We start from the raw sequence: 25,689 nt of genomic DNA, 5'->3' as shown, positions 1-25,689 counted from the left end.
CGTACTACCTGTGGATAAACCTGTGCGTAAATTGTGTGTGAAAGGTGGAACGAGCGTGTAGGCCGCGACCTAGCTGGAGCGGACTGTTTTTCACTGATTTTCAGCGATTGAAAACAGTCATTCGGATTTTTAAGGGCGCGAACCCTATCACAAAAAACCGTCGTGTCCGAACGCATTTACCCGCTTGTGTTCCAGACGTGCGCCGTTTATACAATCGGCCAATGCAGATGCATTCTTATCCTCCCCAATCATTACAAAAAGACGGGCGGATCCTTCCCTATAAAGTGATGTTGGCAAGCAGAGGTCACCGTGGAGCAAGAAGTCTGGCAGGTATTGATTGTCGAGGACGACCAGCGTCTGGCCGAACTGACTCGCGACTACCTGGAAGCCAATGGCCTGCGCGTATCCATCGAGGGCAACGGCGCCCTCGCCGCGGCACGCATCATCAAGGAGAAACCGGACCTGGTAATCCTCGACCTGATGCTCCCCGGTGAAGATGGCCTGAGCATTTGCCGTAAGGTTCGCGACAAGTATGACGGCCCGATCCTGATGCTCACCGCGCGCACCGATGACACCGATCAAATCCTCGGCCTCGACCTCGGCGCGGATGACTACGTCTGCAAACCGGTTCGCCCACGCCTGCTGCTGGCGCGCATCCAGGCCTTGTTGCGGCGCAGTGAAACCGCTGAAACCGCTCCGGAAAAACAACGGCGTCTGCAGTTCGGCCCGTTGGTGGTCGACAACGCGTTGCGCGAGGCCTGGCTGCATGACAAAGGCATCGAGTTGACCAGTGCCGAGTTCGATTTGCTCTGGCTGCTGGTGGCCAACGCCGGGCGTATTCTGTCCCGCGAAGAAATTTTCACCGCGCTGCGCGGTATCGGCTATGACGGCCAGGACCGCTCCATCGACGTGCGCATCTCACGCATCCGCCCGAAGATCGGCGATGACCCGGAGCATCCGCGACTGATCAAAACCATCCGCAGCAAAGGCTATCTGTTCGTTCCCGAAGCCTGCGCAGACTTGTCGCTGTGAACTCGATCTTCCTGCGCATTTATGGCGGCATGTGCGCGGCGCTGATTCTGGTGGCTGTGCTCGGCGTGCTGGCCTTGCACCTGCTCAATCAGGTGCGCAGCGAGCAATACCGCGAGCGCCTGGCCCACGGCACGTTCTCGCTGATGGCCGACAACCTGCAACCGATGAACGAAACCGAGCGCCACCGGGCCTTGCTGGTGTGGGAGCGCTTGCTTGGGATTCCGTTGGCGCTGAAGACATTCCCCCAGACCGACCTCGACCTGACCCAGCGCACTCGCGTGCTGCGCGGCCAGGCCCTGGTGGAACAGACTGGCCCGCACGCGGCGAAGGTTTACCGCTTGGTCAGCGACAAGGAACAACTGGTGCTCACCGGGGAAGTCCAACAAATCAGCGAGCAACTGGCGCGAGCGACCATTTATCTGCTGGCCGATGAACTGGTGCGCTACCCGGTGGCCGAGCAGCCCAAACGTCTGGCGCAGTTAAAGGAAGAGAAGGGTTTCGGCTTCGATCTGCAACTGGTCACGATCGATCAGGCCGACATGGACGAAGACCAGAGCCGCCGCGTATCCGAAGGCGACACGGTGATGGCGTTGGGCAAGGGCGGTGACTCGATCCGGGTGTTTGCCGGCATGGTCGGTACGCCGTGGGTGCTGGAAATCGGCCCGCTGTATCAAATGAATCCGTACCCGCCTGAGTGGCTGGTGCTGATTGCTGCGCTTGGCCTGAGCCTGATCGGTTTGATTGTCTATCTGTTGGTGCGTCAACTGGAGCGCCGTTTGCGTGGGCTGGAAGCGGCCGCCACGCGCATCGCCAAAGGCAGCCTGGAAACCCGCGTACCGGCACGCGGCGCGGACTCGGTGGGGCGCTTGGCCTCGGCGTTCAACGGCATGGCCGAACACTTGCAGCAATTGTTGGCGATTCAGCGAGAACTGGTGCGTGCCGTGTCCCATGAACTGCGCACGCCGGTCGCGCGTTTGCGTTTTGGCCTGGAGATGATCGGCTCGGCCACCACGCCTGAGGCGCTGGAGAAATACCGCGACGGGATGGACCACGACATCGAGGACCTCGATCGGCTGGTCGACGAGATGCTCACCTACGCGCGGCTGGAGCAAGGTTCCCCGGCACTGAATTTTCAGCGGATCGATCTGGATGCGTTGGTCAATCAGGTGATCGAAGAACTGGCGCCACTGCGCGCCGAGGTCACGGTGCAGCGCGGTTTGTGCCTGTCGGCCGCCGATTGCGACGACGCCTGGGTCGAGGCCGAGCCGCGTTACTTGCACCGGGCATTGCAGAACCTGGTGAGCAACGCCATGCGTCACGCCCATTCTAGGGTGACCGTCAGTTATCAGGTGGGGCAGCAGCGCTGTCGGGTGGATGTCGAGGATGACGGGCCGGGCGTGCCGGAAACGGCCTGGGAGAAAATCTTCACCCCGTTCCTGCGCCTTGATGACAGCCGCACCCGCGCCTCGGGCGGGCATGGGTTGGGGTTATCGATTGTGCGGCGGATCATCCATTGGCATGACGGACGAGCATTGATCGGCAAGAGCAAAAGCCTCGGCGGGGCCTGTTTCAGTTTGAGCTGGCCGAGGAATCAGGAGCGGCGTTGAGATTGTGGGTGTCCTTTAGGGCCTCATCGCGGGCAAGCCCGCTCCCACAGTTTCAGTGATGCTCACAGATTTTGTGTACGACGCGGACCCTGTGGGAGCGGGCTTGCCCGCGATGAGGCCCTAAAGGACACTGAAAGCCTTCAGGCCTTGATACTGACCAGACTCAACAACTGCCCATCCATCACTGCAAACTGCGCATCCAGCTCAATGCCGCTACGCCATTCACTGGACAGGTCAGTCAGCAACCGCAACCGCACTTCGCCACCCGCGCTCCACTCCAGCACTTCGGCGTGTTCGAAATAGAAGCGCTTCTGCACGATCGGGTAGAGCGCCTTGAACAGGCTTTCCTTCACCGAAAACGTCAGCGTCACCCACAGTGCCAATTGATCGCGATCTCCGGCAGCCATGCGCTGCATTTCAGGCCCGGTGAGAATTTCCCCGGCCAGGCGTTCGGCGCGATCCGCGTCGAGCAGGTTTTCCAGGTCCATCCCCAAGCCACGCCAGTGCGCCTTGTTCGCGACAATCGCAGCGGCCCGGCCGGTGCTGTGGGTGATCGAGCCGGTGATATGCGCCGGCCATACCGGCGCGCGGTCTTCGCCGATGGCCGGAATGAAACTCAGCCCTTCCAGTTGTTGCAATGCCGCCCGAGCGCAGACCCGCCCGGCGAGAAACTCGGCTTGGCGCTTGGCCACCGAACGCTGGATGCTCGCAGGTGGCTCGATGGCGCTGCGCTGGAAATCATCGCTGGTCAGTTGTCTGGTATCGAAGTGGGTACCCAACAAGACCGTATCGGGCAGCACAAACGGCAGCGGCCAATGGGCGTCGAGTGGGGTGCAGCAGACGGGTAGGGCGGGGACGGGATTCATGACGGGCATTTTGCCGTCTAGCGCGATGGCTGGGTAGTGGCAGCAGGGCTTTTGTGGCGAGGGGGCTTGCCCCCGTTCGGCTGCGAAGCAGTCGTGAATCGGCGAACGCGGTTTATCTGTCGAAACGCGATTGCAGATTTCGGGGCTGCTTCGCAACCCAACGGGGGCAAGCCCCCTCGCCACAGTGGTCTACGTGATCAGCTAAATATCTTCTTGAAAAACGCCTGCATGTCCGCCCAAGACTTTTCATCGGCGGTCTTGCTGTAACCAATGTCCGGCCCGCCGTGGTCGCCATGACTCAGACGATCCGCCTCGGGATTGCTGAACCCATGCTTGGCGCCTTCCAGGGTGACAAACTTGTAGTCGGCTTTGGCCTTGTCCATTTCCGTCTTGAACGCTGCCACGTTTTCCGCCGTGACCATGCTGTCCAGAGCGCCATGCTCCACCAGGACTTTCGCCTTCACACTGCCAGGCGTCGCCGGCGTATTGGTCACCAGCGCACCGTGGAAACTCACCACGCCTGCCAGCGGCACGCCTTGACGCGCCGCATCCAGCACCACCTTGCCGCCGAAGCAATAACCGATGGCCGCCAGTTTGTCCGGATCGGTCTGCGGCTGTTTCTTCAGCAAGTCGAGCCCGGCCTGAAACCGTGCACTGGCCGCTGCACTGTCCTTCAATGCTGCTTGCATGAAGGCCATGGCGTCCTTGGCGTGTTCGGTGCTCTTGCCGTCGCCAAACATGTCGATCGCCAGCGCGCTGTAGCCCAGACCGGCCAGATCACGGGCGCGGCGCTTGGCGTAGTCGTTGAGGCCCCACCACTCATGTACCACCACCACGCCCGGACGCGGGCCTTTGATGGCGTCGTCGTAGGCGTAATAGCCGATCAGCTTGGTGCCGTCGGCACTCTGGTAGGGGATTTCCTGGGTCTGGATGGCGGCCTGGCTGACCCCGCTCAGCGCCAGTAATACAAGGGTGAGGAACATGCGCATGATCAAGTCTCCTGATTAAAAACCGTGAATTGAGCGTAGTCGATTTGATTCAGCTCAGGTTCAGAGTGCGTTCAGGGGCAGTACAGGGAGGGGGCGGTAACCTTGCCCCGTACCCAAAAAGCACATAGCGCATGAGGAAACTCCCCAATGACTACTTTTAAAAAACTGCTTCTGGCTTTCACCGTGATGGGCGCCAGTGTGGCGGCCCACGCCGATACCACCAATTTCGCCGGCCTGACCTTTGGCCAGACCAGCGACAAGGTTAAAAAATCCAGCGCCCTGAACGACAACCTCAACCACCCGAACGCCGACGGCGTGATCGGCAAGGACAATACCTGGGGCGTGCGTCTGGGCCAGCAAGACAGCAAGGGCCGCTACTACGCCACTTACGACAACGTGTCGGGCTCGCACAATGGCATTAAACTGCGTCAGGAAAACCTGCTGGGCAGCTACGATCTGTTCTACCCGGTGGGTGGCAGCACCAAATTGTTCGGCGGTGCCACTGCCGGTTTGACCAAGCTGACCCAGGAATCGCCAGGCTTCAGCCGCGACAGCGACATCGGTTACGCCGTTGGCGGCCAGGTCGGTGTATTGCAGCAAGTTTCGCAAAACACCTCGGTCGAGCTGGGTTACCGTTACCTGCGCAGCAACGCCAGCACCGAGATGAGCGAGCACGGCGGCAGCAAACAGGGGTCGCTGGACTTGACCAGCAGTGCCCAGACCTACCTGTCCGCCAACTACGCTTTCTAAAAGGCGTTTCGCTGCCAGTCGGTTAAGCCGCAGAACCTGTGGGAGCGGGCTTGCCCGCGATGACGGCAGCACATTCACCATTGATGTGTCAGACAGGTCGCTATCGCGGGCAAGCCTGCTCCCACAGGTTCTGCGGCTTAATTGATGACGGGCATTCGCCCTGTTAGCCATTGAGGTGCAGCGTTATGTCTTTGGAGATGTTGATTTGCCCAGGAGAGCGTTATGAAATTGCTGGTCGTCGAAGATGAAGCGCTGTTGCGTCATCACCTGCAAACCCGCCTGACGGATAGCGGCCACGTGGTCGAGTCCGTGGCCAACGCCGAGGAGGCGCTGTATCAGGCCGAGCAGTTCAACCATGACCTGGCGGTGATCGACCTTGGTCTGCCGGGCATGGGCGGGCTCGATCTGATTCGTCAATTGCGCTCCCGGGGCAAGACGTTTCCGATCCTGATCCTCACCGCGCGCGGCAACTGGCAGGACAAGGTCGAAGGCCTCGCCGCCGGTGCCGACGACTACGTGGTCAAGCCGTTCCAGTTCGAAGAGCTGGACGCCCGCCTGAATGCCTTGCTGCGCCGTTCCAGCGGTTTCACCCAGTCGACCATCGTTGCCGGCCCCTTGTTGCTGGACCTCAATCGCAAACAGGCGTCCCTCGATGAACAACCGCTGGCGCTGACCGCCTACGAATACCGGATCCTCGAGTACCTGATGCGGCATCACCAGCAAGTGGTGGCCAAGGACCGCTTGATGGAGCAGCTCTACCCGGATGACGGCGAGCGCGATCCGAATGTGATCGAAGTGCTGGTCGGCCGCTTGCGTCGCAAACTCGAAGGCCCGGCCGGCTTCAAGCCGATCGATACCGTGCGTGGCCTTGGCTACCTGTTTAACGAGCGCTGCACTTGATTCGTTCCCTTCGTGTCCGATTGATGCTCGCCGCCACGGTTCTGGCGGTGTTGTTCATGCTGGCGTTGTTGCCTGCGATGCAGGGCGCGTTCAGCCTGGCGTTGCAGGATTCCATCGAGCAGCGTCTGGCGTCGGACGTCACCACACTGATCTCCGCAGCGCGGGTGGATAACAATCGCCTGCAAATGCCCGCGCAATTGCCCGACGAGCGCTTCAACCTCACCGACAGCCGTTTGCTCGGTTACATCTATGACCGCGAAGGTCATTTGGTCTGGCGCTCGAAAGCCACCCAGGAAGAGAAGATCAACTACAAGCCGCGTTACGATGGGCGCGGCAACGAGTTCGCGAGAATCCGCGAAGCCAATGGTGAAGAGTTCTTCGTCTATGACGTCGAGGTCAAGCTGCTGGGCGGCCAAAGCGCGGCGTTCAGCATCGTCGCCCTGCAACCGGTGCGCGAATATGAAATCACTCTAGAAGGCCTGCGGGAAAACCTTTACCTGGGCTTCGGCGCAGCCTTGCTGGTGTTGCTCGCCTTGCTGTGGATCGGCCTGACCTGGGGCTTGCAGGCGTTGCGTCGGCTGAGCCAGGAGCTGGACCAGATCGAAAGCGGCACCCGTGAAAGCCTCAGCGAACAACACCCGCGTGAATTGCTGCGCCTGACTGGCTCGCTCAACCGCTTGTTGCACAGCGAGCGTGAGCAGCGCAGCCGTTATCGCGATTCCCTCGACGACCTGGCTCACAGCCTGAAAACCCCGCTGACGGTGTTGCAAGGGGTCAGCGAAGACATGGCGCAAAAGCCGCAAGAGCGCGAGCAGGCCTGGGTGCTGCAAACCCAGATCGAACGCATGAGCCAGCAGATCGGCTATCAGCTGCAACGCGCGAGCCTGCGCAAAAGCGGTCTGGTGCGCCACCAGGTGCGCCTGCGCCCGGTGCTGAAAAGCCTCTGCGACACGCTGGACAAGGTCTACCGCGACAAACGTGTGCGAGTCGCTTTCGATCTGCCGGAGCAGTGCTACGTGCCGATCGAGCAAGGCGCCTTGCTGGAAATGATGGGCAACCTGCTGGAAAACGCCTATCGCCTGTGCCTCGGCGAAGTGCGCATCAGCGTGCGCGAAACCCTTAGCGGGATTGAGTTGTGCGTCGAAGATGACGGCCCGGGCGTGCCACCGGACCAGCGTGCGCGGATTCTGCAGCGAGGCGAGCGGCTGGATCGCCAGCATCCGGGGCAGGGGATCGGGTTGGCGGTGGTCAAGGACATCATCGAAAGCTACAACGCCAAGCTGACACTGGGGGATTCGCCGATGGGCGGCGCGGCGTTCCGGATTCATTTTCCGGTGGTTTGACCCCTGTCACCGATCGTTCCCACGCTCCGCGTGGGAATGCAGCCCGGGACGCTCCGCGTCCCTTTCCAGAACTGGAACGCGGAGCGTCCCTTGAGGCATTCCCACGCAGAGCGTGGGAACGATCAAAAAGCCCGCTCCCACAGTGATCGGTGTCGTTCACAAATCTTTTGGTCAAAGTAGATACCTGTGGGAGCGGGCTTGCCCGCGATGAGGCCGGTGCAGCCACCACAAGGCTCGGTGTCAGACTGATAAACAAGCACTGTTTAAACGACACTTCCAGATACTCTCCCAGGCTACACATCCTTGCGCCGTTGCCTACGACTACGCCAGAATCCGCCGGCTTGTGCGCCTTGAGGCCGGGCTCTATCGTTTCCGGGTCGCTGACCAATCAGCGATCGGGTTTAGCAGCTCGGTAAATATCAAGGCACGCAGTGCCACCTCTCGATCAGTCGGCTATTTTTGCCTACGCTGGTCTGCGTTATGGTGGCTGTGCGTGGGGCACTTCGGTGCGCCGGGTTTCTTGATCCCTGGTCTGCTAACCCGCGTACAGTCGCCACCATTTCTCGTTTAGCAGCGACATGTGGCGACTCCATTGATCAAGGAGTTTCACCATGTTCAAACCTACGCCAAATCCTCCGGAAACCGACGACGTTTCCCCCTACGAATCCCTCGATTCCAAAAAACTCAACGAAGCCGCCGACCGCGCCCTCGATTACTACCTCAAACCGCCCATCCCCAAAGACACCCCGCGCAAACCCAGCACCATTTACCACGTCGGCGCCGAGGTCGATAACGAAACCCTGCTGGTCAACGCCTGCGAATCCCTGGCGTCAGCGAGCATGATGCTCAGTGAGTTCGCCGGATTGATGGACATGCCACATCGCAACATGATGTTGGGGATTCAATCGGTGGTCATGCTCGGCGAGCTGGCGGTGAATCGGGTGCTGGATAACTTCGATCCGCGAGGCTAGCCAGAAAAAACAAAATCAAAAGATCGCAGCCTTCGGCAGCTCCTACAGATTCGGTGTTCGCCGCCATCTCTCGGTCGAACACAATCCCAGGTAGGAGCTGCCGCAGGCTGCGATCTTTTGATCTTAAAGCTCTTGAGCCCGATAGGCCCCCGGCGTCAACCCCGTCCACTTCTTGAACGCCCGGTGAAACGCCGAAGGCTCGGAAAACCCCAGCTGCTCGGCAATCTGTTGCAACGACAGATCCGCACGCCCCAGGTGATAAATCGCAATGTCCCGGCGCAACTGGTCCTTCAATTCCTGAAAACTCGTGCCTTCTTCGCGCAAATGCCGACGCAAGGTTTGCGGGCTGATGTGCAGGTGCGCGGCCACCGCTTCCAGATCCGGCCAGCGCGCACTGTCGCGGCTGAGCAAGCGCCGCAACTGGCTGCTCAGGCTGTCGCCTTCGTCGGGGCGCGAGAGCAGGTCGGCAGGGGAGCGCTCGAGAAAGTGCTTGAGGGTGCGTTCGTCCTGCAACAGCGGCATGTTCAGGTAGCGACTGTGAAACAGCAGACTGCTCTGCGCGCAAGAAAACTCAAGCGGGCAAGAAAACAGCAAATCGTATTCGGCCCCGTGTCCGGGCCTCGGGTAGCTGAACGTCGCCTGCTCCAGACGAATGCGCTGGCCAATCAGCCAGCTGCCGAACCGATGCCAGATCACCAGCAGGCTTTCGCTGAGGAAGTGGTCCGGGTCCCACAGCGGCGAATCGTCCAGGCCCAGGCGAACCCTGTCGCCTTCGCGGCTCAGCGTCAGACGCGGCGCGCCGGGGAACAGGCTGTAAAACAACAAACCGCGATTGAGCGCTTTCTCCAGCGTGCGGCAGTGGATCACCGCGTGGCACATCATCGCGAAGCTGCCGGGTTTGCTCGGCGCCTGCCCGAAGCCCAGGTATTCGTCGTCCAGGGCCAGCCACAGTCCCTGGATCAATCGGGCGAACTGCTCGGGCGCGATTCGGGCGCGCGGCTCCTCGAGCAACTCGGGGCTGATCCCCAGTTGCTGCAACAGACTCGAATAGTCGTAGCCACGCCGACGCGCGCCACCGAGGGCGGCGCGGGCGAAATGGCTGGCGATGGTGCGTTCGCGCATAGAGAGCAGGTCCGTCCACTGAGCAATGGATGGTAGCGGTGCCCGTCGAGAATGAACAAGGCGGATATCCGCCAAATTGCAGGACGAGGTTTGGCTGGTGGGCGGAAATCCGCCACATCGTTGTGACTGGTTAGTGACCCAAAAAAACCTGTAACCCTTGATGTCACAAGGCTGGCAGGGTTTTTTTCGAAGGTGGCACGGGGCTTGCGATACAAGCCGCAGAGGTCTGCCATCGCGCAGCTCGACAAAACAAATCCCTCCAGTGCAGGAGGGTTCGCAATTGAGGTGTCAGGGACAACAGACGGATGTTGTTACTGAGGCACTCTTGAGGAACTTTGCAATGACGACTCGTCAGCCACTGTATAAATCCCTGTACTTCCAGGTGATCGTTGCCATCGCTATCGGCATCCTGCTCGGTCACTTCTACCCGCAGACCGGTGTAGCCCTCAAGCCGCTGGGTGACGGGTTCATCAAACTGATCAAAATGGTCATCGCACCGATCATCTTCTGTACCGTTGTCAGCGGCATCGCCGGCATGCAGAACATGAAATCGGTCGGCAAGACCGGCGGCTATGCGCTGCTGTACTTCGAAATCGTCTCCACCATTGCCTTGCTGATCGGTCTGGTCGTGGTCAACGTCGTGCAACCGGGCGCCGGCATGCACATCGACGTGACGACTCTGGACACCAGCAAAATCGCTGGCTTCATCTCGGCCGGTAAAGACCAGAGCATCATTGCTTTTGTCCTCAACGTGATCCCGAACACCATCGTCGGCGCCTTCGCCAACGGCGACATCCTGCAAGTGCTGATGTTCTCGGTGATCTTCGGTTTCGCCCTGCATCGCCTGGGTGCCTACGGCAAACCGGTGCTGGACTTCATCGATCGCTTTGCTCACGTGATGTTCAACATCATCAACATGATCATGAAGCTCGCTCCAGTCGGCGCGTTTGGTGCGATGGCCTTCACCATCGGTGCCTACGGTGTCGGTTCGCTGGTGCAACTCGGTCAGCTGATGATCTGCTTCTACATCACCTGCATCCTGTTCGTGGTCCTGGTACTGGGCGCGATCTGCCGCGCACACGGTTTCAGCGTCATCAAACTGATTCGCTACATCCGTGAAGAACTGCTGATCGTGCTGGGCACTTCCTCTTCGGAATCCGCACTGCCACGCATGCTGATCAAGATGGAACGCCTGGGTGCGCAGAAATCGGTTGTGGGTCTGGTGATCCCGACTGGCTACTCGTTCAACCTCGACGGTACTTCGATCTACCTGACCATGGCGGCTGTGTTCATTGCTCAGGCGACTGATACGCCGATGGACCTGACTCACCAGATTACCTTGCTGCTGGTGCTGCTGTTGTCCTCCAAAGGTGCGGCAGGTGTGACTGGTAGTGGTTTCATCGTGCTGGCAGCCACCCTGTCGGCCGTGGGTACTCTGCCGGTGGCCGGCCTGGCGCTGATCCTTGGTATCGACCGCTTCATGTCCGAAGCCCGTGCGCTGACCAACCTTGTTGGTAACGCCGTGGCCACCATCGTGGTCGCCAAGTGGGTGAAAGAGCTGGATGAAGACAAGCTGCAAGTCGAGCTGGCTTCCGGCGGTCGCGGTATCTCCGACGAGCGTGAAGTAGACGACCTGGGTGTGGCTGAAGGCCCAACCCCGGCCAGCGTCAAGTAAGTACTCTGGCTGCATGAAAAACCCGCTTCGGCGGGTTTTTTCATGCCTGCGATTTGAGCGCAACGGTCACCGCCACTGACACATAAGGTGATTGCTGCAATGTCCTCGGCTGCCTAGGCTTGGGGGATCGCACTGGAGAACACTTATGCTCGGTCCACTGGCATCACTCAAGGTTCTGGATTTCTCGACACTGCTGCCGGGGCCGTTCGCCTCATTGCTGCTGGCAGACATGGGCGCCGAGGTGCTGCGCATCGAATCGCCGACCCGCATGGACCTGCTGCGAGTATTGCCGCCGCATGATCAAGGCGTTTCGGCCAGCCACGCGTACCTCAATCGCAACAAGCGCAGCCTGGCCCTGGACCTCAAGCAGCCCGAGGCACTGGAGGTGATCAAGCAATTGCTGCAGGACCACGACATCGTGCTGGAGCAGTTTCGTCCCGGCGTGATGGACCGGCTCGGTTTGGGGTATGAAGCCTTGAAGGCGATCAATCCGAAGCTGATTTATGTGTCGATCACCGGTTATGGCCAGACCGGCCCCTACAAGGATCGCGCCGGGCACGACATCAACTACCTGGCGCTGGCGGGGCTTTCGAGCTACACCGGTCGCGCTGACAGCGGGCCGGTGCCGTTGGGCATGCAGGTAGCGGATGTCGCCGGTGGCTCGCTGCACGGGGTGATCGGCCTGCTGGCAGCGGTGATCGCACGGCAGCAGACAGGGCAGGGGCAACATCTGGATGTGAGCATGACCGACTGCGCCTTCAGCCTGAATGCCATGGCCGGCGCCGGGTACCTGGCCTGTGGCGTGGAGCCGGGCAGGGAAGAGCAGATGCTCAATGGTGGCAGCTTCTACGATTACTACCGCTCGCGCGATGGGCGCTGGCTGTCGGTGGGCAGTCTGGAGCCGGTGTTCATGCAGCAACTCTGTACGGCGCTGGGCCGGCCGGAACTGGCGGCCCAGGGACTGTCACCCGAACCGGCCCGGCAACAGGCGCTCAAGGAGGCGTTGAAAGTTGAATTCGAAAAATACGACTTTGCCGAGTTATGCGAGCTGTTTGCCGGGGTCGATGCGTGCGTCGAGCCGGTGTTGAGCCTGGGCGAAGCGGTGCGGCATCCGCAGTTGAAGGCACGGGAAATGGTGACTGAGGTGCCGAGGGGCGATGGTTCGACCCAGGCGCAGATGGCTTGCCCGTTGAAGTTTTCGGATGGATTGCCTGAGCCACGGCATATCGGGGCGGGGCTGGGTGAGCATACGGATCAGGTGTTGGGGGAGTTGGGGTTTAGTGTTGAGCGGATCGAGGAATTGCGGCGTGCCAGGGTGGTTCTCTAGCGTCTGTCCCGGCCCCATCGCGGGCAAGCCCGCTCCCACAGTGGTCGGAGTCGTTCACAAATTTTGTAATCAAAGCTGATCCCTGTGGGAGCGGGCTTGCCCGCGATGAGGCCGGCGGAACCACCACAAATCTGACTTATTCGACCCGCATCTCTCCGCTAAACACCAAGGTGCTGCGACAGCGCCGGCACAAATACCGCCGCCCCTGCCTCACCAAACCATGACGCTGCGCCGAAAACGGGAAATCGCTGTCGGCGCACGGGCATTTGTAGATGTAGCGGGTCACGCTGCGGCGTTTGACGTCGTAGGTGTGGCAGCGATTGGGCGGTAGTTCGTAAACGCCGCGCATGATCAGTTGCCACTCTTCGCCGTGAGGCTGGATGCGGTCGCCGAACAGTTGATGGGCGATCAGATGCGCGACTTCATGCGCCACGGTCTGCTTGAGGAAGTCTTCGGTGTTTTCCCGGTACAGCTGCGGATTGAAGCGCAGCAGGTTCTCGTGCAAATGCGCGACACCGGCTTTTTGCCCGCGCAGCTTGAGGCTCACCACGGGGCGTTTGAAAGGTCGTTTGAAAAAGGATTCGGCTTGTTGGAAACAGTCTTCGACGCGGGTATTGAGTTGCTCGGGCATGCTTGATGGATCTCCAGAGACGTCGAGTATGCCGCAACCCTCGGGACTTGCGAATCGCTCAGGCGCCGAATGGTTGTTGCTCCTGCTCATTCTTAGAGAGTAGAAGGCCGCCTTGCGGCGGCCTGTGTTGGCAGATCTTGTTTTTGGTGGGTGTGTTGCTAATTGGTATAGACCGGCCCCACGCCGAGTCCCCAGACAATTACCGTGAACGCCATGATCGCCACCAGCACCACCAGTCCTACGGCGAGCACCGAGCTTGAAAACAGGAATCCCTCGTCCGAAGGAATGTTCATGAACGTTGGCAGACCCACATACAGCAGGTACACCGTGTAGCAGATGGCTGCGGTGCCGACGATCATTCCCAGCCACATATGCGGGTACAGCGCCGCCAGACCGCCGATGAACAGTGGCGTCGCGGTGTACGTTGCGAACGCGACACAGCGCGCCAGGCTCGGGTTGGCGTCATAGGTGCGGGCCATCCAGTGGATGAAAGCCCCCATCACCGCGACACCGCCGAGCATCGCCAGGTACGACATGATGGTCATCCACAGCGCACTTTCCATGGTCAGCATCACCGGCGCCCGGTTACCAATGACCCAGCCGACCTGCGTGGTGCCGATAAACGCCGACACGGCAGGGATCGCCGCCAGAATCAGGGTGTGCGTGAGGTACATGTGGCTGATGCTTTCCTCCTGGTCGCCACGGATTTCTTTCCATTCCTGGTCAGGGTGGGTGAAGAGCCCCACTACGTGATGGATCATGCCAGTCACTCCTCTTGTTATTGCCATCGCCCCCCAGCGGAGCGCTTACGGGCCAAAGTGGCCAGGTAAGTACAGGTCTGAATATGTGTGCGACCTTATGCCGCAGTATAGAAAGGAGTTACTGGTAATAGTGCGAGGGGCTTAGAGCAAATCGCGCTGTAAAGCACCTTGTTAATCGCGCAAATGCATTGGGAAGTTGATCTTCGCCGGTGCTGAATTGGTTGAAGATCATGGATATGTACCGGGATCTCGTAGGAGCTGCCGCAGGCTGCGATCTTTTGATCTTGATCTTCAGTGGTGCTGAAATAGCCAAAATCAAAAGATCGCAGCCTGCGGCAGCTCCTACGGGGATTGCGATTCTCCGGGCTATTCGCCCTTGAACGGTTTTTGCGTAAAATGCCGGCCTTTCGTCACACCTCACGGATTTCGCGTCATGGGCACTCTTACGGTCAACCAGAACAAACTGCAAAAGCGCCTTCGCCGCCAGGCGGGTGAGGCTGTCGCCGATTTCAACATGATTGAAGATGGCGACAAGGTCATGGTCTGCCTGTCCGGTGGCAAGGACAGCTACACCATGCTCGACGTGCTGATGCATTTGCAGAAGGTCGCCCCGATCAAGTTCGACATCGTCGCCGTGAACATGGACCAGAAGCAGCCAGGCTTTCCCGAGCACGTGCTGCCGGCTTACCTTAAAGAACTGGGCGTCGAGTATCACATCGTCGAGAAAGACACCTATTCGGTGGTCAAGGAGCTTATTCCTGAGGGAAAAACCACCTGCTCGCTGTGCTCGCGCCTGCGTCGCGGCACGCTCTACACCTTTGCCGATGAAATCGGCGCGACCAAAATGGCCCTCGGTCACCATCGCGACGACATCGTCGAGACGTTCTTCCTGAACATGTTCTTCAACGGTTCGCTCAAGGCCATGCCGCCGAAGTTGCGCGCCGACGACGGTCGCAACGTGGTGATCCGCCCGCTGGCCTACTGCAACGAAAAAGACATTCAGGCTTACTCGGACTTCAAGCAATTCCCGATCATCCCGTGCAACCTCTGCGGCTCCCAGGAAAACCTGCAACGCCAGGTGGTTAAAGAGATGCTGCAGGAGTGGGAACACAAGACGCCGGGCCGTACCGAAAGCATTTTCCGCAGCTTGCAGAACGTGATTCCGTCGCAACTGGCGGACCGCAATCTGTTTGACTTCACCAATCTGCGCATCGATGAAACCGCCGCTTCACGGTTCGTGAATGTGGTGAACCTCTAAACAAAATGTGGGAGCGGGCTTGCTCGCGAATGCGGTGTGCCATCCGACATCTATGTTGAATGACACACCGCATTCGCGAGCAAGCCCGCTCCCACAGGTTTTTCGTTAACCTCAGGAGAGGGCATGCGCGACTACAAGTGGCTGAACGAATACTGCTTGAACCGCTTCGGTTCGGCGGCTGAACTGGAAGCCCATCTGCCCGTTCCCAAGACCCCGGCGCAATTGCGCAAGATCAGTGACGACCGCTACCTCTCGACCATGGCGTTGCGGGTATTCCGCGCCGGGCTCAAGCACAGCCTTGTGGACGCCAAATGGCCGGCGTTCGAAGAGGTGTTCTTCAAGTTCGACCCGGAAAAAGTCGTGCTGATGAGCGCCGAGCATCTGGAGCGCTTGATGCAGGACGCGCGGATCATCCGCCACCTGGGCAAGCTCAAGAGCGTGCCGCGCAATGCGCAGTTCATTCTGGATGTGGCCCATGAGAAGGGCAGCTTTGGTGCCCTGATCGCCGAATGGCCGGTGACCGATATCGTCGGTTTGTGGACCTACCTGAAAAAACACGGGCATCAGCTGGGCGGGTTATCAGCACCGCGATTCTTGCGGATGGTCGGCAAGGACACCTTCGTGCCGAGCTACGACGTGGTGGCAGCGCTGAGTGCGCAGAAGATTGTCGACAAGGTGCCTACCAGTTTGCGGGACATGGCTACGGTGCAGAATGCGTTCAACCAGTGGCATGAAGAGAGCGGTGGGCGGCCGATGAGCCAGATTTCGATGATGCTGGCTTACACAGTGAATCATTGAGACCGAGTCGATCCCTTCGCGAGCAAGCCCGCTCCCACATTAAACCGAGTTCTGTCAGTTGGAATGCGGTCAAATGTGGGAGCGGGCTTGCTCGCGAAGGCGTCCTGTCAGGCGACGCTGGTCTCGCCTTCACCCGCCAACTTGCGGTTCAACTGAAACCGGTAGGAGCCCCGTAAACACGGAGCCTCAGCCAATGACCAGCCTCAAACAAGCGTCTCGTGTCACAAGTCGTGTAACAATTACTACGCCGTTAGCCACCCCGTATTACTACCGTCGAGCTGGTGTCTACTACCTCAGACTACGGCCCGTAGGCCTCTTGAGCAGTCACACGGTATCCTTAAGGTCCACTGACAGGACCACCGCTATGCAGAATTCGAAGGACCTCAGGGCCGCCCTCGCTGGCTTTCACCTCGACAATCCCCAAGCTGACTGGGAGTCCATCCGTTCGGCAATCCGTGAGTTCGCCCGTGAGGCTCTCCAAGCTGACCACAGCAACGACCCAATGCAGAGCTACGGAATGGTCTATGACGACCTCAAAGGGCATCTGATAGGCCACGCAATGACAACCCCAATGACGCCCGTACAGGCCCGTGGAGTCGAAGCAGCTATAGCAGCTGTGAATGGTGCTCAAAAGAGGCTCTACGGTGATCTGGGGGCGCTCAATGAGATCCTTGAGGATGGTCCAAGTTGTGGCACGTCAACTCCCCCATCTTCGTCTCTATCTGTATTACCGACTGCTGATGCTCTTACCTTCGAGGGCCTCTCAACGATCTACATCAAAGAACACCAGACCAACGTAACGGACGACACCCTGAAGAGCCTCAGCTACAACCTCAAGGCGCTCAATGGGGCGCTGTCAGGTCTGGACCTAAGGAGCCACACACGGGCGGACATGCAGATCCTCAAGTCCACCTTGGGGACCTCAAGGGCTCCTATCACGGTCAATAAACTGCTGGGCACTCTGGTCACGGTTCTTGATTGGTCTGTTAACAATGGTTTTCTTGAGCGCCACTATGCGAAGGGCTTGAAGCACCGAAAAGGTGCCTCCAGTCAGCGTAAGGCATTCAGCAAGACCCAGATCCAGACCATCATGGAGAAGGCCGTAAAGGACACCTCAGAAGCTTCCTTGCTGATTCAGTTGGCTGTCCTAACTGGTGCCCGGTTGAATGAACTGACGACCTTAGTTAAGGGCGACTTCAAGGTTCTCAATGGCGTAACGATGGTGGACATCAACAAGAATCAGGCATTCAAGAGCCTCAAGAATGACCACAGCGTTCGCATGGTGCCGCTCGTTGGGTCCTTAGGGTTTGACCTTGAGGGCCTCCTGAGGCGCGTAGAGAAACTGTCGGGTGATGACGACCAGTTGTTCAAGGGTAGTAGGGCTCACCTTGCCAATACCGCTAATGCCTTGCTGAGAAGCTTCCATGGGGAGGCCGATAAGGACCTCGTGTTCCATTCGTTGCGGCACTCCTTGGCGTCCTCTTTGAAGTCCTCAGGGGCTCGCTTGGAAGTCGCTCAGGCGATCCTCGGGCACTCCTCGGGGTCGATCACATGGGACCTTTACGGACGCTGTGGGACCTTGAGTGTCGTTGAAATGGCTGAGGCGCTCATTAAGAGCCTTCGCGTCTGAATTTAGCAAGAGTTCGGGGGACTCAACTGAATGAGCCCCGAACCTTGAGACCCTTACTTATTCACCAGCAGTGTTAGTCCGTACATTCAGCTTCCACTTAACCGCGCCTTGCGCTGCTGTGTGTTGATGATGATTCTGAGGCGGGAATGGGTCGTTTTGGTTTGAGGTGATTTCACGCTTGCAACCGCTGCAAGTGTAGATCCCAGAAACCGGTACGGTGTCGCCTGTGCTGTAAATCGTTCGCCACCAATCGTTGGTGTCATTGACCAAGGTCAGTTTAGATGCGCTGGTATGCCATGCCATTTGATATTCCTTTCCGTGAATTTCGAGTCCTGATCGAATCATTGATCTGGCAGTGATGTCAATGCGACTTCATGGGCATCGAGCTGGATGTCCTCGTGGGTCTACCTTCCTTAGGTAGCCTGATGGAGCCTATGACGTGCAAGGCCGTAGCTGGATGTTCACTGAGGGTTTGGTCTACCGGATGCTCATGCGTGGTAGTACGGACAAGGCTCAAGCCTTTCAAACATGGATGGCTGATGAGGTTGTCCCGGCCATCCGCAAGACCGGCAAGTACAACGCTGAGCAGTCCACCAACCCAGCGGTACTGCGTACCTGATCGCGCTCCTACGTGAAATCTGATCGACTCGCTGGGTCCTGGCCTTGCTGCGTGAGCGTAGGAGCGTGCTCGTAGAAAACCTCAAGATGCCCTGAAGGTCCCGTGTTTGTTGGTCGGAATGGCTGTGACCATAGCTGTAGGATTTAAAACCCTCACTATTGCCACTACACCCAGTCACCAATCAACCAACACAGGAGACCACCAATGACCACACCAACCAAGATCCGCCTTCAAGGCACCAACGTGATGGCCTGCGTGCTGCCACCAATAGAAATCCTTGAGGCACGCTACAAGTTCGCTGACGACCACGAAGGGATCGTAGCGCGGGACTTCAAGCTCATCCCCGGCAAGACCCGAAGAGGCACCGAAGAGGGCGCCCCGGTGGGCTCGTACACCAATGGATCGTTACGGCAGCAAGTTGAAGTCACATGGATGGACGGCGACACCAAGCACAAGATCCGCGTACAGAAGGCCCGCATTGTCTATCGGATGGCTCATGGTCCGTTCGATGAGTCGTTGGTGATTGACCATATCGACGGCAACCCAAACAACAATCACCCAAGCAACCTGCGACCACTGACCTATCACGAGAACATGGGCAACCGTGTTGCTGGTCTTCAAGCTCGCCGGATGCCCAAGAAGGATGCCCATCTGCCCGTGGGTGTGACCCGAGACAAGCATTGCAGCTCAAGGGAGCAATACATAGGGAAGACCACCATCCGTGGTGTCATTCATCGCGCCGTCTTTGAGAACCCTACAGCCGCCCAACACTGGCTCGCTCAGACCCGAAAGGACCACTTGGGCGATAAGGCTCGCAGAGACTCTCAAGGTTTCATCGTTGGGGCTCCTAATCGTGTGAAGGTTCAGTAATAGCCCTACACCTATAGTTACCCTCACTATTGGAAGAGATCCTCAAAGATCCCTCTAAGACTCCCTCTGAGATCCTTCTTATAGACCAACTTCAAAGATCCCTCTTTAAGATTCCTCTCAAGACCATCTCAAAGCTAAGGTAATTGGTATTCACGATTATGAATTCCTTCTTAGTCTCCACCTCAAAGGAGGTCCTATGTTATTCCACTTCAAGTTAGATGGACTCGAGCCTCAACATCAAGTTGACCTATTAGCTATCGAAGCAACCATGACTCCAAGGTCTGCCTATGCCGCCTTCACCGTAAAGACCACGGGTCTCAGGGCTCACAAAGATGTCGAAGGTGCCTATACATTCCTCAGAACGAGGATGTCTACGTATCACGTGGATGCACTCAAAGAACTCTTGGAGAAACTTAAGATCGACTTAGATAGGTTGGTCCGACTCATGAAGAATGTTCCCACTATTATGTCGAAGCGTCCTGCTCAACAGTAACTCCCGACCGTCGCCACGGTTGTCCTTTCGATGCCATTCAGGCTTGCCATGTCCTGACCAGCATCAGCCACAAAACCCAAACCAAGAACCTTTTGATCGACCTTGGAAGATGCCCATGCGGCTCCCTCCTTGCCGTCTTGTCGTGCGCGTCTATGGCGCCAAGGTCGATCAAAGGGTCACCTCATAGGAGATCCAACACCATGCAAATCAGCATCACAAATGTCCTGAAGAATGAAGTCACCGTGTCCGGCCAGACCCTCAGCCGTGAGTACGTGGAGAACATCATGCTGCCTTTGTTGATGGCTCAATGTGGCCGCAACAACAGCGCCAAGTTCGAGGTCGTTAAGGCCTTCGATGAGGCCGGTCTATCACTCTCAGCGATTCCCGAAGTCGCCCGAGAGTACCGCCAAGACCAGCACGTAAAGGCAACTCAGCGAGCCCGCCAACAAGCTGAGGCCAATGCTCATGCTGAGCGCTGCCGCATTCATACGCCCCGAGAGATCGCCCAAGCGAAGGCTGACAGAGAGGCCCGAGCGGCTGCCATTCGAGAACAAAGCGCCAAGGTCCTCGGTTCCTCGCGACGTAACGCTGGCTGGTAACAGCGCCTCGACATCACACCTCATTCAAATCTATCTATTCAGGAGAACTCTACCCATGAAACTGCATAACCAATACGTTGCACCAACCACCAAAAACGTTAAGCACTTGGCATCGACCTACGAAAACGGTAGCACCATCCAGTTCGCCCCCGGCAACGTCCGCACGGAAGACTTGGCAGCCACCGATGTGTCCGTCTATGTGGAAGCCCTGACCGAGGGCCTCGACGAATTCCTAAATAGCGATGAGTGGCGTGAAGCTGCCATGGAGGCAACCCCTTGTGAGTTCCGTCCGGCTGGCTCTGAGGCCAGTGGTCAACAGATCATCACCATGGCTGACCGCACCGTCACCTTCGACCCTCGTAAGAACTGGGACAATGAGACCACCTCGAAGGGTCCCGTCCTGGCTGGGTCTGTGATCTTTACTGAGCCGACCTCTGAGGCACTGCTGATTAGCAAGCGCTTCACCATCCTCGATCACACCTTGATGGCTGGCTTCACTGAGCAGTCCATGAACCAGACCGCTGAGAAGCTGTTGCGGGACATCGAGTATGAGGCCGCAGGGAGCATCGCTAAGATCCTTTCGACCGCCCCAAGCACCGAGAGCTTCTCTGTGGTTAAGCCAACCGGCAAACCTGTAGAGATCGCTGAGGACCTTATCGACATCTTGACGATCCACGTAAACCAGACCGTAGGCACGACTCTTGAGGACTTCGTGGTCCTGCTGCCTGCAACCCTGCTGGCCGTTCTTGAGCGTGCTGCTCAGCGTGCCGGTTTCGAGGATATTGAGGCTCTTATCGGGACCTCTGTGCAACCTTACAGCGGCACTGACTACGGTCTGTTCATGCTGCCTAAGATGTTCACCTCACTGAGCTACCGCGAAGGCCGTAACGGTGACGTGTGGAAGATCGAAGCGACGCGCAACGGTGCCCACCAAGCATGGGACATCGAGATCATGACCATCGTTGACATCATCGCCAACGGTAAAGTCCGCGTGAAGCTGACTGCTGATGGTCTTCAGACTGAGGCTGTGGCCTTCCCGATGATTACCAACGTCAAGTTGACCGCGTGACCCCATGGCCGAACTCTACGACCTCACGATCCACTTGGGGGCCTTAACGGTCCCCGCTGTGTTGAAGCCTTCGGGGCTGCCTCCAAGCTACTCAATGCAAACAGTAATGGACCAAGTACCGGGAGCGACCCTAACCCCTGACGGTTACTGGGCTCTATGTCTACCGGGAGTGACTCACGCTAAGAGCCTGCCCACGGAGTCCCTCTTTGGGGTCCTCAGCTATTACCTGATGTTGGTCCCATCGACCCCGCTGGCAACCCTTGATGCCCTCTATGAGGACCTTGAGGGCAAGGCGTGGAAGAACTGGGGCCAGATCAATGGGATGAGTAGTGCAGATCGTCCTATACCACCACACGCATTCTCGAAAGGAATCTAAGAGAAACCCCGTAAGACCGCACCGAGAGGGATGCGGCAGGGCTTATTTGATACTATTACGACGACAGAAATGTAAGGCCCATCCCGAAAACACTGGCAGAAAGGTAATAAAAATAATCAGGAAATCGATTCTACGACTCACATCACCATACCGATACTCCTTTGAATCGCCATCAGTAGTGATTTCTAATTTTTTTGTTCTTACTGGTTTATCTGGAGACCAGTCATGTTTATCACAGATTACAGCCAATCCATCAAGCTCCCTTGAATTTAGCTCGTAGTCAACATCATGACCAAACTTATTCCTTATTTTATTAAGTCCCACTAAAAACTCACCAAGCTCTATTGGCATCCCGAAGGCCAGACAAAGTTGAATTTTTACAGAAAAGCTCATTCGTCCATCTTTGAAGTTGAAGAATCGAGACAGTTTTTCTTGAGTTCTACTAACTAAATATTTCTCCATGATGCTTTCAACTATCAAATGACTTCTTAGCACGCATCCTATTTCATCCTCAGTCCTTGCAGCCTTCATCAAGCTGGTCACACCAATAAAAGATCCAGCAATATCAACCCTACTCAAGCTGTCGTCGTTCTTTAACTCACCGTACTCTTGATCACGCACAAGTATTCCTTATAGGTATTGATGGCTTCTTACTTTGATGCCAAGCGACACTACTCTACTGGTAGAGCCATTTTAGTCAGTCTGGCACGGCTTGGAGAGAAGACCAGCGGCCCGCGATGATCACCCCTAAAAGTCACGGAGGGCTGTAAGAATCAATCTTAAGGAGAACCCAATGGACAACCTACAGGCTGCCTATCTGGTCTGTGTGGCTGCCCATCTGGCTCTTTGGCTTTATGGGCACCTCAAGGGACCTTAACGAGAAAATACAGAAAATTTGGGAATGACCACCTCATTGATAGGCACCGAGCAGGTTCCCCCGTGTGCCCTCGCAGGCGCCATAGGGACCCCTCGCGGGCAGGCGATAAGGACCCCTGATTAACCTCCAAGAGCAGGCTCTTTGCTTGTCATTACGGCGTCACAAGTCCTGTCATAAGTTCCTTGACGATGCCCTATAGGTCAGGCGTAATGGGGCCTCAAACCTCCTGCCTTCGGTTCAACTGAAACCGCCACCGCACATACAACATTGCCGAGCAGAACACCGCCAGGCTCGCGCCCATCTCCAATAAACCGAACAGCTGCCGGTTCGGGTCATACGCGGCCAATGCGCCCTTCATGAAATACAGGTTCACCACAAAACACATCCACGAATGCCCACGGGCGCTGCCGACGATCATCCCCGGCGCCATCAACAATAGCGGCACCAGTTCGATCAGCAGAATCACCCACGGTCGCGCGCCATGCAGGTCGGCGAATACCAGGTAGTAGACGCAGAGCAGTCCCACCAGGCCGAAAAAGCACAGCAGGCTGATGACGCGCATCGCCCGTACTCGCGGTTCGAGCCATTCGATGGAAGGCAGAATCTTCGGCTTTTTGGCCATATCAGCTCACCAACTTTTGCGCAGTCTTCGCCAACCGCAAGCCCAAGGCCCGGCACAGCGCAACTTCATGTTCATTCAAACCGCTTTTGCCATCGGCACCTGCGTGATGGCTGGCGCCGTAAGGCGTGCCGCCACCGCGGGTTTCCAGCAGCGCCGATTCGCTGTAAGGCAAGCCGGTGATCAGCATGCCGTGGTGCAGCAACGGCAACATCATCGACAGCAGCGTGGTTTCCTGGCCGCCGTGCAGGCTCGCGGTGGAGGTGAAGACCCCGGCCGGTTTGCCGACCAGGGCGCCGGTCAGCCACAGTTTGCTGGTGCCATCGAGGAAGTACTTCAACGGTGCGGCCATGTTGCCGAACCGGGTCGGGCTGCCGAGTGCCAGGCCGGCGCAGTTCTTCAAATCGTCGAGGCTGGCGTACAGCGCGCCTTCATCGGGAATGTCCGGCGACACCGCTTCGCACTCGGTGGAAATCGCCGGTACGGTGCGCAGGCGCGCTTCCATACCGGACTGCTCGACACCACGGGCAATCTGTCGGGCCATTTCATTGGTCGAGCCGCTGCGGCTGTAATACAGCACCAGAATGTACGGCGCACTCACGGCAACAGCTCCAGCACATTCTCCGGCGGACGGCCGATGATGGCTTTGTCGCCGACTTCGAGTATCGGGCGCTCCATGAGTTTCGGGTGCGCGGCGATGGCAGCGATCAATTGCGCCTCGCTCAGGCTGCTGTCGGCCAGGTTGAGGGTTTTGTACTCGTCCTCGCCGGTGCGCAGCAATTGCCGGGCGCTGATACCGAGCTTGCTCAGCAGGCTCTGGATTTGCGCGGCGTCCAGCGGGGTTTCCAGGTAGCGGACCACGGTCGGGGCCAGGCCACGACCTTGGAGCAGTTCGAGCGCACCGCGGGATTTCGAGCAGCGCGGGTTGTGATAAAGCGTCAGATCGGTCATGTGCGGGTCGCATCTTGCGTAAGGTGGCGGCTATTCTAACTGTGCGGCGCGTAATCCAGAACCTTGGGAGGCGATGGGTCGCAGGTGCATTTCATTTTTGACAAGGATCGAGACATGACAAGGCAACTGGCAGCGGCATTGGCGATCATGGGGGCGTTATTGCTGGGGGGCTGCGGCAACGACTATGGCGTCGACCAGAACGGTCACAAAGTCGCCGCCGAGCGTCTGGACAAACAATGGCTGGTGCTCAATTACTGGGCCGAATGGTGCGGCCCGTGCCGTACCGAGATTCCTGAGTTGAACGTGCTGGCCGAGCAGCTCAAGGGCAAGAAGATCGGTGTGTTCGGGGTCAACTTCGACAATGTGCAGGGCGAAGAGCTGAAAAGCGCCAGCGAGAAACTGGGAATCGCTTTCACCGTGCTGGCCCAGGACCCGGCCGACCTTTTTGAATTGCCGCGCAGTGAAGCGCTGCCGGTGACTTACATCATCGATGACAAAGGCAAGGTGCGGGAGCAGTTGATGGGGGAGCAGACGGCGGCGGGGGTGATGGCGAAGCTTGAGGCGTTGCAGGCTAAAAATTGAGTGGTTGTTGAGAAAAAGATCGCAGCCTTCGGCAGCTCCTACAGGGGTTTGGCAATCCATGTAGGAGCTGCCGAAGGCTGCGATCTTTTAGGGTGTTAACCCTCTTCAAGCCACCAGCGCAATGGTTTGCCTTGCGCCGGCCAGAAGCGCATCTGGTCGATCGGTGAAACATCCCAGCGCTGGACGTTTTCCAACGCCTGCAGGAAGCGTTTTTCCTGCTCCATCAACGCTGGCGCACACATTTTGCGGGTGCTGCCGATCTTGCCGAAGCTCAGCTTGTCGCCTTCCAGGGTATACGGCGCGAACCAGTGGTTGCAGCCGCCATTGCCATAGGCCCGACCATCTTCATCAAGGGTGATGGTCAGATGGCTGTAGTCCATCAGCGGACGCTCGCCGATCCATTCCAGAATGTAGCTGCGATTCTGTTGCAGTTGCACCGGTTCGGCGGCGCAGCCCAACAGGCTGGCGCCAGCGATGACGGTCAGAGCAAGGCGTTTCATCACGCAGGCTCCTGGCACTTCTTGCACAGGTGCTTGTCAGCAACGGTGGCCCAGCCCAACTCGGCAATGCGCGCAGTGGCCGCCGGTTTTTCCGCCTTGTTGCCCAGCTTGGCGTCGACCGCGAACTCAAAGCTCAGCTCTTTGGCGCAGCTGTCGCAGTTGACTTTCCAGGTGTGGATCGCCAATTCGCCGAACACCGGACCACTGGCCACCGCGACCCATTGGCCCGGCGGGTTGATCAGATGGCGAACCGTTTCGACGGTCAGGCGCATGGACAAGTCCTTGCTGCCTTTAAGGGTCACTACCAGCACGTCGTTATTACGAATCGAGCCGCCGTTGCCGGTGACTTGATAACGCCCCGGCACAAGGGCGCGGCATTCGGTGAGGGTGTGTTGCGGGTTCATCAGGCTGTAGCGGAAATCGTGTTCGACCATGGGTCCTCCAAATATGCGCGATATGCTAGCACGGGCATGC

At 58.1% G+C, this 25,689-nt stretch carries 27 protein-coding genes; 16 read left to right on the top strand and 11 right to left on the bottom strand.

Annotated elements, in window-relative coordinates; all coding sequences use genetic code 11:
• Positions 1-309: 309 nt before the first annotated feature.
• Together F6R97_RS09215 and F6R97_RS09210 are read left to right on the top strand one after the other, a co-directional pair.
• Positions 310-1,032, top strand: a complete 723-nt coding sequence (locus tag F6R97_RS09215; RefSeq protein WP_038979451.1) for a response regulator — start codon at positions 310-312, stop codon at positions 1,030-1,032.
• Positions 1,029-2,639 carry an ATP-binding protein gene (locus F6R97_RS09210; RefSeq protein WP_048394193.1) on the top strand — a complete coding sequence of 537 codons (1,611 nt, stop codon included), beginning with the start codon at positions 1,029-1,031 and terminating at the stop codon, positions 2,637-2,639. Before F6R97_RS09215 ends, F6R97_RS09210 begins: the two co-directional genes overlap by 4 nt.
• Positions 2,640-2,779: 140 nt before the next feature.
• Here the strand turns inward: F6R97_RS09210 and F6R97_RS09205 are convergent, their stop codons facing one another.
• The gene (locus F6R97_RS09205) at positions 2,780-3,505 is read right to left on the bottom strand and encodes a 4'-phosphopantetheinyl transferase (RefSeq protein ID WP_315866426.1); all 726 of its coding nucleotides are present in this window, start codon (positions 3,503-3,505) and stop codon (positions 2,780-2,782) included.
• A 197-nt stretch (positions 3,506-3,702) separates the two neighbouring features.
• Positions 3,703-4,494 carry a dienelactone hydrolase family protein gene (locus F6R97_RS09200; protein ID WP_038979454.1) on the bottom strand — a complete coding sequence of 264 codons (792 nt, stop codon included), beginning with the start codon at positions 4,492-4,494 and terminating at the stop codon, positions 3,703-3,705.
• Between the two features lie 147 nt (positions 4,495-4,641).
• Here F6R97_RS09200 and F6R97_RS09195 point away from each other — a divergent pair, with 147 nt between their 5' ends.
• The 4 genes from F6R97_RS09195 to F6R97_RS09180 all read left to right on the top strand — a co-directional run bounded on the left by F6R97_RS09195 (position 4,642) and on the right by F6R97_RS09180 (position 8,458).
• Entirely contained in the window at positions 4,642-5,244 is a 603-nt protein-coding gene (locus F6R97_RS09195) for a hypothetical protein (RefSeq protein ID WP_315866425.1), read from the top strand.
• 222 nt (positions 5,245-5,466) lie between these two features.
• Entirely contained in the window at positions 5,467-6,144 is a 678-nt protein-coding gene (locus F6R97_RS09190; RefSeq protein ID WP_007899104.1) for a response regulator, read from the top strand.
• Positions 6,141-7,487, top strand: coding sequence for an ATP-binding protein (locus F6R97_RS09185; RefSeq protein ID WP_315866424.1), 1,347 nt, complete (start codon positions 6,141-6,143; stop codon positions 7,485-7,487). The genes F6R97_RS09190 and F6R97_RS09185 overlap by 4 nt, the downstream gene beginning before the upstream one ends.
• A 611-nt stretch (positions 7,488-8,098) precedes the next feature.
• A complete protein-coding gene (locus tag F6R97_RS09180; protein ID WP_048394204.1) occupies positions 8,099-8,458 on the top strand; it encodes a DUF6124 family protein in 360 nt (119 codons plus the stop codon).
• A gap of 123 nt (positions 8,459-8,581) precedes the next feature.
• Here the strand turns inward: F6R97_RS09180 and F6R97_RS09175 are convergent, their stop codons facing one another.
• Entirely contained in the window at positions 8,582-9,580 is a 999-nt protein-coding gene (locus tag F6R97_RS09175; RefSeq protein ID WP_048394206.1) for an AraC family transcriptional regulator, read from the bottom strand.
• Between the two features lie 340 nt (positions 9,581-9,920).
• Here F6R97_RS09175 and F6R97_RS09170 point away from each other — a divergent pair, with 340 nt between their 5' ends.
• On the top strand, positions 9,921-11,255 hold the full coding sequence (locus tag F6R97_RS09170) for a dicarboxylate/amino acid:cation symporter (protein WP_038979460.1): 1,335 nt from the start codon (positions 9,921-9,923) through the stop codon (positions 11,253-11,255).
• Positions 11,256-11,400: 145 nt separating this feature from the next.
• Positions 11,401-12,582 (top strand): CaiB/BaiF CoA-transferase family protein, encoded by a 1,182-nt coding sequence (locus tag F6R97_RS09165; protein ID WP_315866423.1) that lies wholly within the window; start codon positions 11,401-11,403, stop codon positions 12,580-12,582.
• Between the two features lie 136 nt (positions 12,583-12,718).
• Here the strand turns inward: F6R97_RS09165 and F6R97_RS09160 are convergent, their stop codons facing one another.
• Both F6R97_RS09160 and F6R97_RS09155 read right to left on the bottom strand, forming a co-directional pair.
• Positions 12,719-13,213: a SprT family zinc-dependent metalloprotease gene (locus tag F6R97_RS09160; RefSeq protein WP_008011643.1), complete on the bottom strand. Its 495-nt coding sequence runs from the start codon at positions 13,211-13,213 to the stop codon at positions 12,719-12,721.
• A 158-nt stretch (positions 13,214-13,371) separates the two neighbouring features.
• Entirely contained in the window at positions 13,372-13,974 is a 603-nt protein-coding gene (locus tag F6R97_RS09155) for a Yip1 family protein (RefSeq protein WP_030131100.1), read from the bottom strand.
• Between the two features lie 433 nt (positions 13,975-14,407).
• On the opposite strand from F6R97_RS09155, the gene ttcA reads away from it, so the two are divergent.
• The 7 genes from ttcA (at position 14,408) to F6R97_RS09120 (ending at position 21,310) form a co-directional block, all read left to right on the top strand.
• Positions 14,408-15,232 (top strand): tRNA 2-thiocytidine(32) synthetase TtcA, encoded by an 825-nt coding sequence (gene ttcA / locus F6R97_RS09150; RefSeq protein WP_048394214.1) that lies wholly within the window; start codon positions 14,408-14,410, stop codon positions 15,230-15,232.
• Between the two features lie 123 nt (positions 15,233-15,355).
• Complete coding sequence (locus F6R97_RS09145; RefSeq protein ID WP_007899094.1) at positions 15,356-16,030, top strand: DNA-3-methyladenine glycosylase I; 675 nt, start codon at positions 15,356-15,358, stop codon at positions 16,028-16,030.
• 364 nt (positions 16,031-16,394) lie between these two features.
• Positions 16,395-17,660 carry a tyrosine-type recombinase/integrase gene (locus F6R97_RS09140; RefSeq protein WP_315866422.1) on the top strand — a complete coding sequence of 422 codons (1,266 nt, stop codon included), beginning with the start codon at positions 16,395-16,397 and terminating at the stop codon, positions 17,658-17,660.
• A 439-nt stretch (positions 17,661-18,099) separates the two neighbouring features.
• Positions 18,100-18,279, top strand: a complete 180-nt coding sequence (locus tag F6R97_RS09135; RefSeq protein WP_315866421.1) for a BRO family protein — start codon at positions 18,100-18,102, stop codon at positions 18,277-18,279.
• A gap of 204 nt (positions 18,280-18,483) precedes the next feature.
• Positions 18,484-19,149: an HNH endonuclease signature motif containing protein gene (locus F6R97_RS09130; RefSeq protein WP_315866420.1), complete on the top strand. Its 666-nt coding sequence runs from the start codon at positions 18,484-18,486 to the stop codon at positions 19,147-19,149.
• Positions 19,150-19,842: 693 nt separating this feature from the next.
• Positions 19,843-20,241 carry a hypothetical protein gene (locus tag F6R97_RS09125; protein ID WP_315866419.1) on the top strand — a complete coding sequence of 133 codons (399 nt, stop codon included), beginning with the start codon at positions 19,843-19,845 and terminating at the stop codon, positions 20,239-20,241.
• A 55-nt stretch (positions 20,242-20,296) separates the two neighbouring features.
• On the top strand, positions 20,297-21,310 hold the full coding sequence (locus F6R97_RS09120; protein ID WP_315866418.1) for a hypothetical protein: 1,014 nt from the start codon (positions 20,297-20,299) through the stop codon (positions 21,308-21,310).
• Positions 21,311-21,728: 418 nt separating this feature from the next.
• On the opposite strand, the gene F6R97_RS09115 is transcribed toward F6R97_RS09120, so the two are convergent.
• The 4 genes from F6R97_RS09115 to arsC form a co-directional block, all read right to left on the bottom strand.
• Positions 21,729-22,307 carry a hypothetical protein gene (locus F6R97_RS09115; RefSeq protein ID WP_315866417.1) on the bottom strand — a complete coding sequence of 193 codons (579 nt, stop codon included), beginning with the start codon at positions 22,305-22,307 and terminating at the stop codon, positions 21,729-21,731.
• A gap of 473 nt (positions 22,308-22,780) precedes the next feature.
• Positions 22,781-23,185, bottom strand: coding sequence for a DUF2069 domain-containing protein (locus F6R97_RS09110; RefSeq protein WP_315866416.1), 405 nt, complete (start codon positions 23,183-23,185; stop codon positions 22,781-22,783).
• Position 23,186: 1 nt separating this feature from the next.
• Positions 23,187-23,783: an NAD(P)H:quinone oxidoreductase gene (wrbA, locus tag F6R97_RS09105; RefSeq protein WP_315866415.1), complete on the bottom strand. Its 597-nt coding sequence runs from the start codon at positions 23,781-23,783 to the stop codon at positions 23,187-23,189.
• Positions 23,780-24,133: an arsenate reductase (glutaredoxin) gene (gene arsC / locus F6R97_RS09100; RefSeq protein WP_315866414.1), complete on the bottom strand. Its 354-nt coding sequence runs from the start codon at positions 24,131-24,133 to the stop codon at positions 23,780-23,782. Before arsC ends, wrbA begins: the two co-directional genes overlap by 4 nt.
• A 114-nt stretch (positions 24,134-24,247) precedes the next feature.
• Between arsC and F6R97_RS09095 the strand changes: the two genes are divergently transcribed.
• Positions 24,248-24,715 carry a TlpA family protein disulfide reductase gene (locus F6R97_RS09095; RefSeq protein ID WP_038979467.1) on the top strand — a complete coding sequence of 156 codons (468 nt, stop codon included), beginning with the start codon at positions 24,248-24,250 and terminating at the stop codon, positions 24,713-24,715.
• A 95-nt stretch (positions 24,716-24,810) separates the two neighbouring features.
• On the opposite strand, the gene F6R97_RS09090 is transcribed toward F6R97_RS09095, so the two are convergent.
• Both F6R97_RS09090 and F6R97_RS09085 read right to left on the bottom strand, forming a co-directional pair.
• The gene (locus F6R97_RS09090; protein WP_038979468.1) at positions 24,811-25,215 is read right to left on the bottom strand and encodes an META domain-containing protein; all 405 of its coding nucleotides are present in this window, start codon (positions 25,213-25,215) and stop codon (positions 24,811-24,813) included.
• Positions 25,215-25,649 (bottom strand): hypothetical protein, encoded by a 435-nt coding sequence (locus F6R97_RS09085; RefSeq protein WP_007899088.1) that lies wholly within the window; start codon positions 25,647-25,649, stop codon positions 25,215-25,217. Before F6R97_RS09085 ends, F6R97_RS09090 begins: the two co-directional genes overlap by 1 nt.
• Positions 25,650-25,689: the final 40 nt, after the last annotated feature.

It is taken from the genome of Pseudomonas sp. JV414, from assembly GCF_032424305.1.
Classification (GTDB): Bacteria; Pseudomonadota; Gammaproteobacteria; order Pseudomonadales; family Pseudomonadaceae; genus Aquipseudomonas; species Aquipseudomonas lini.
Note: the sequence above shows the minus strand (reverse complement) of the source record. Positions and strands in the feature narration are given on the sequence as shown.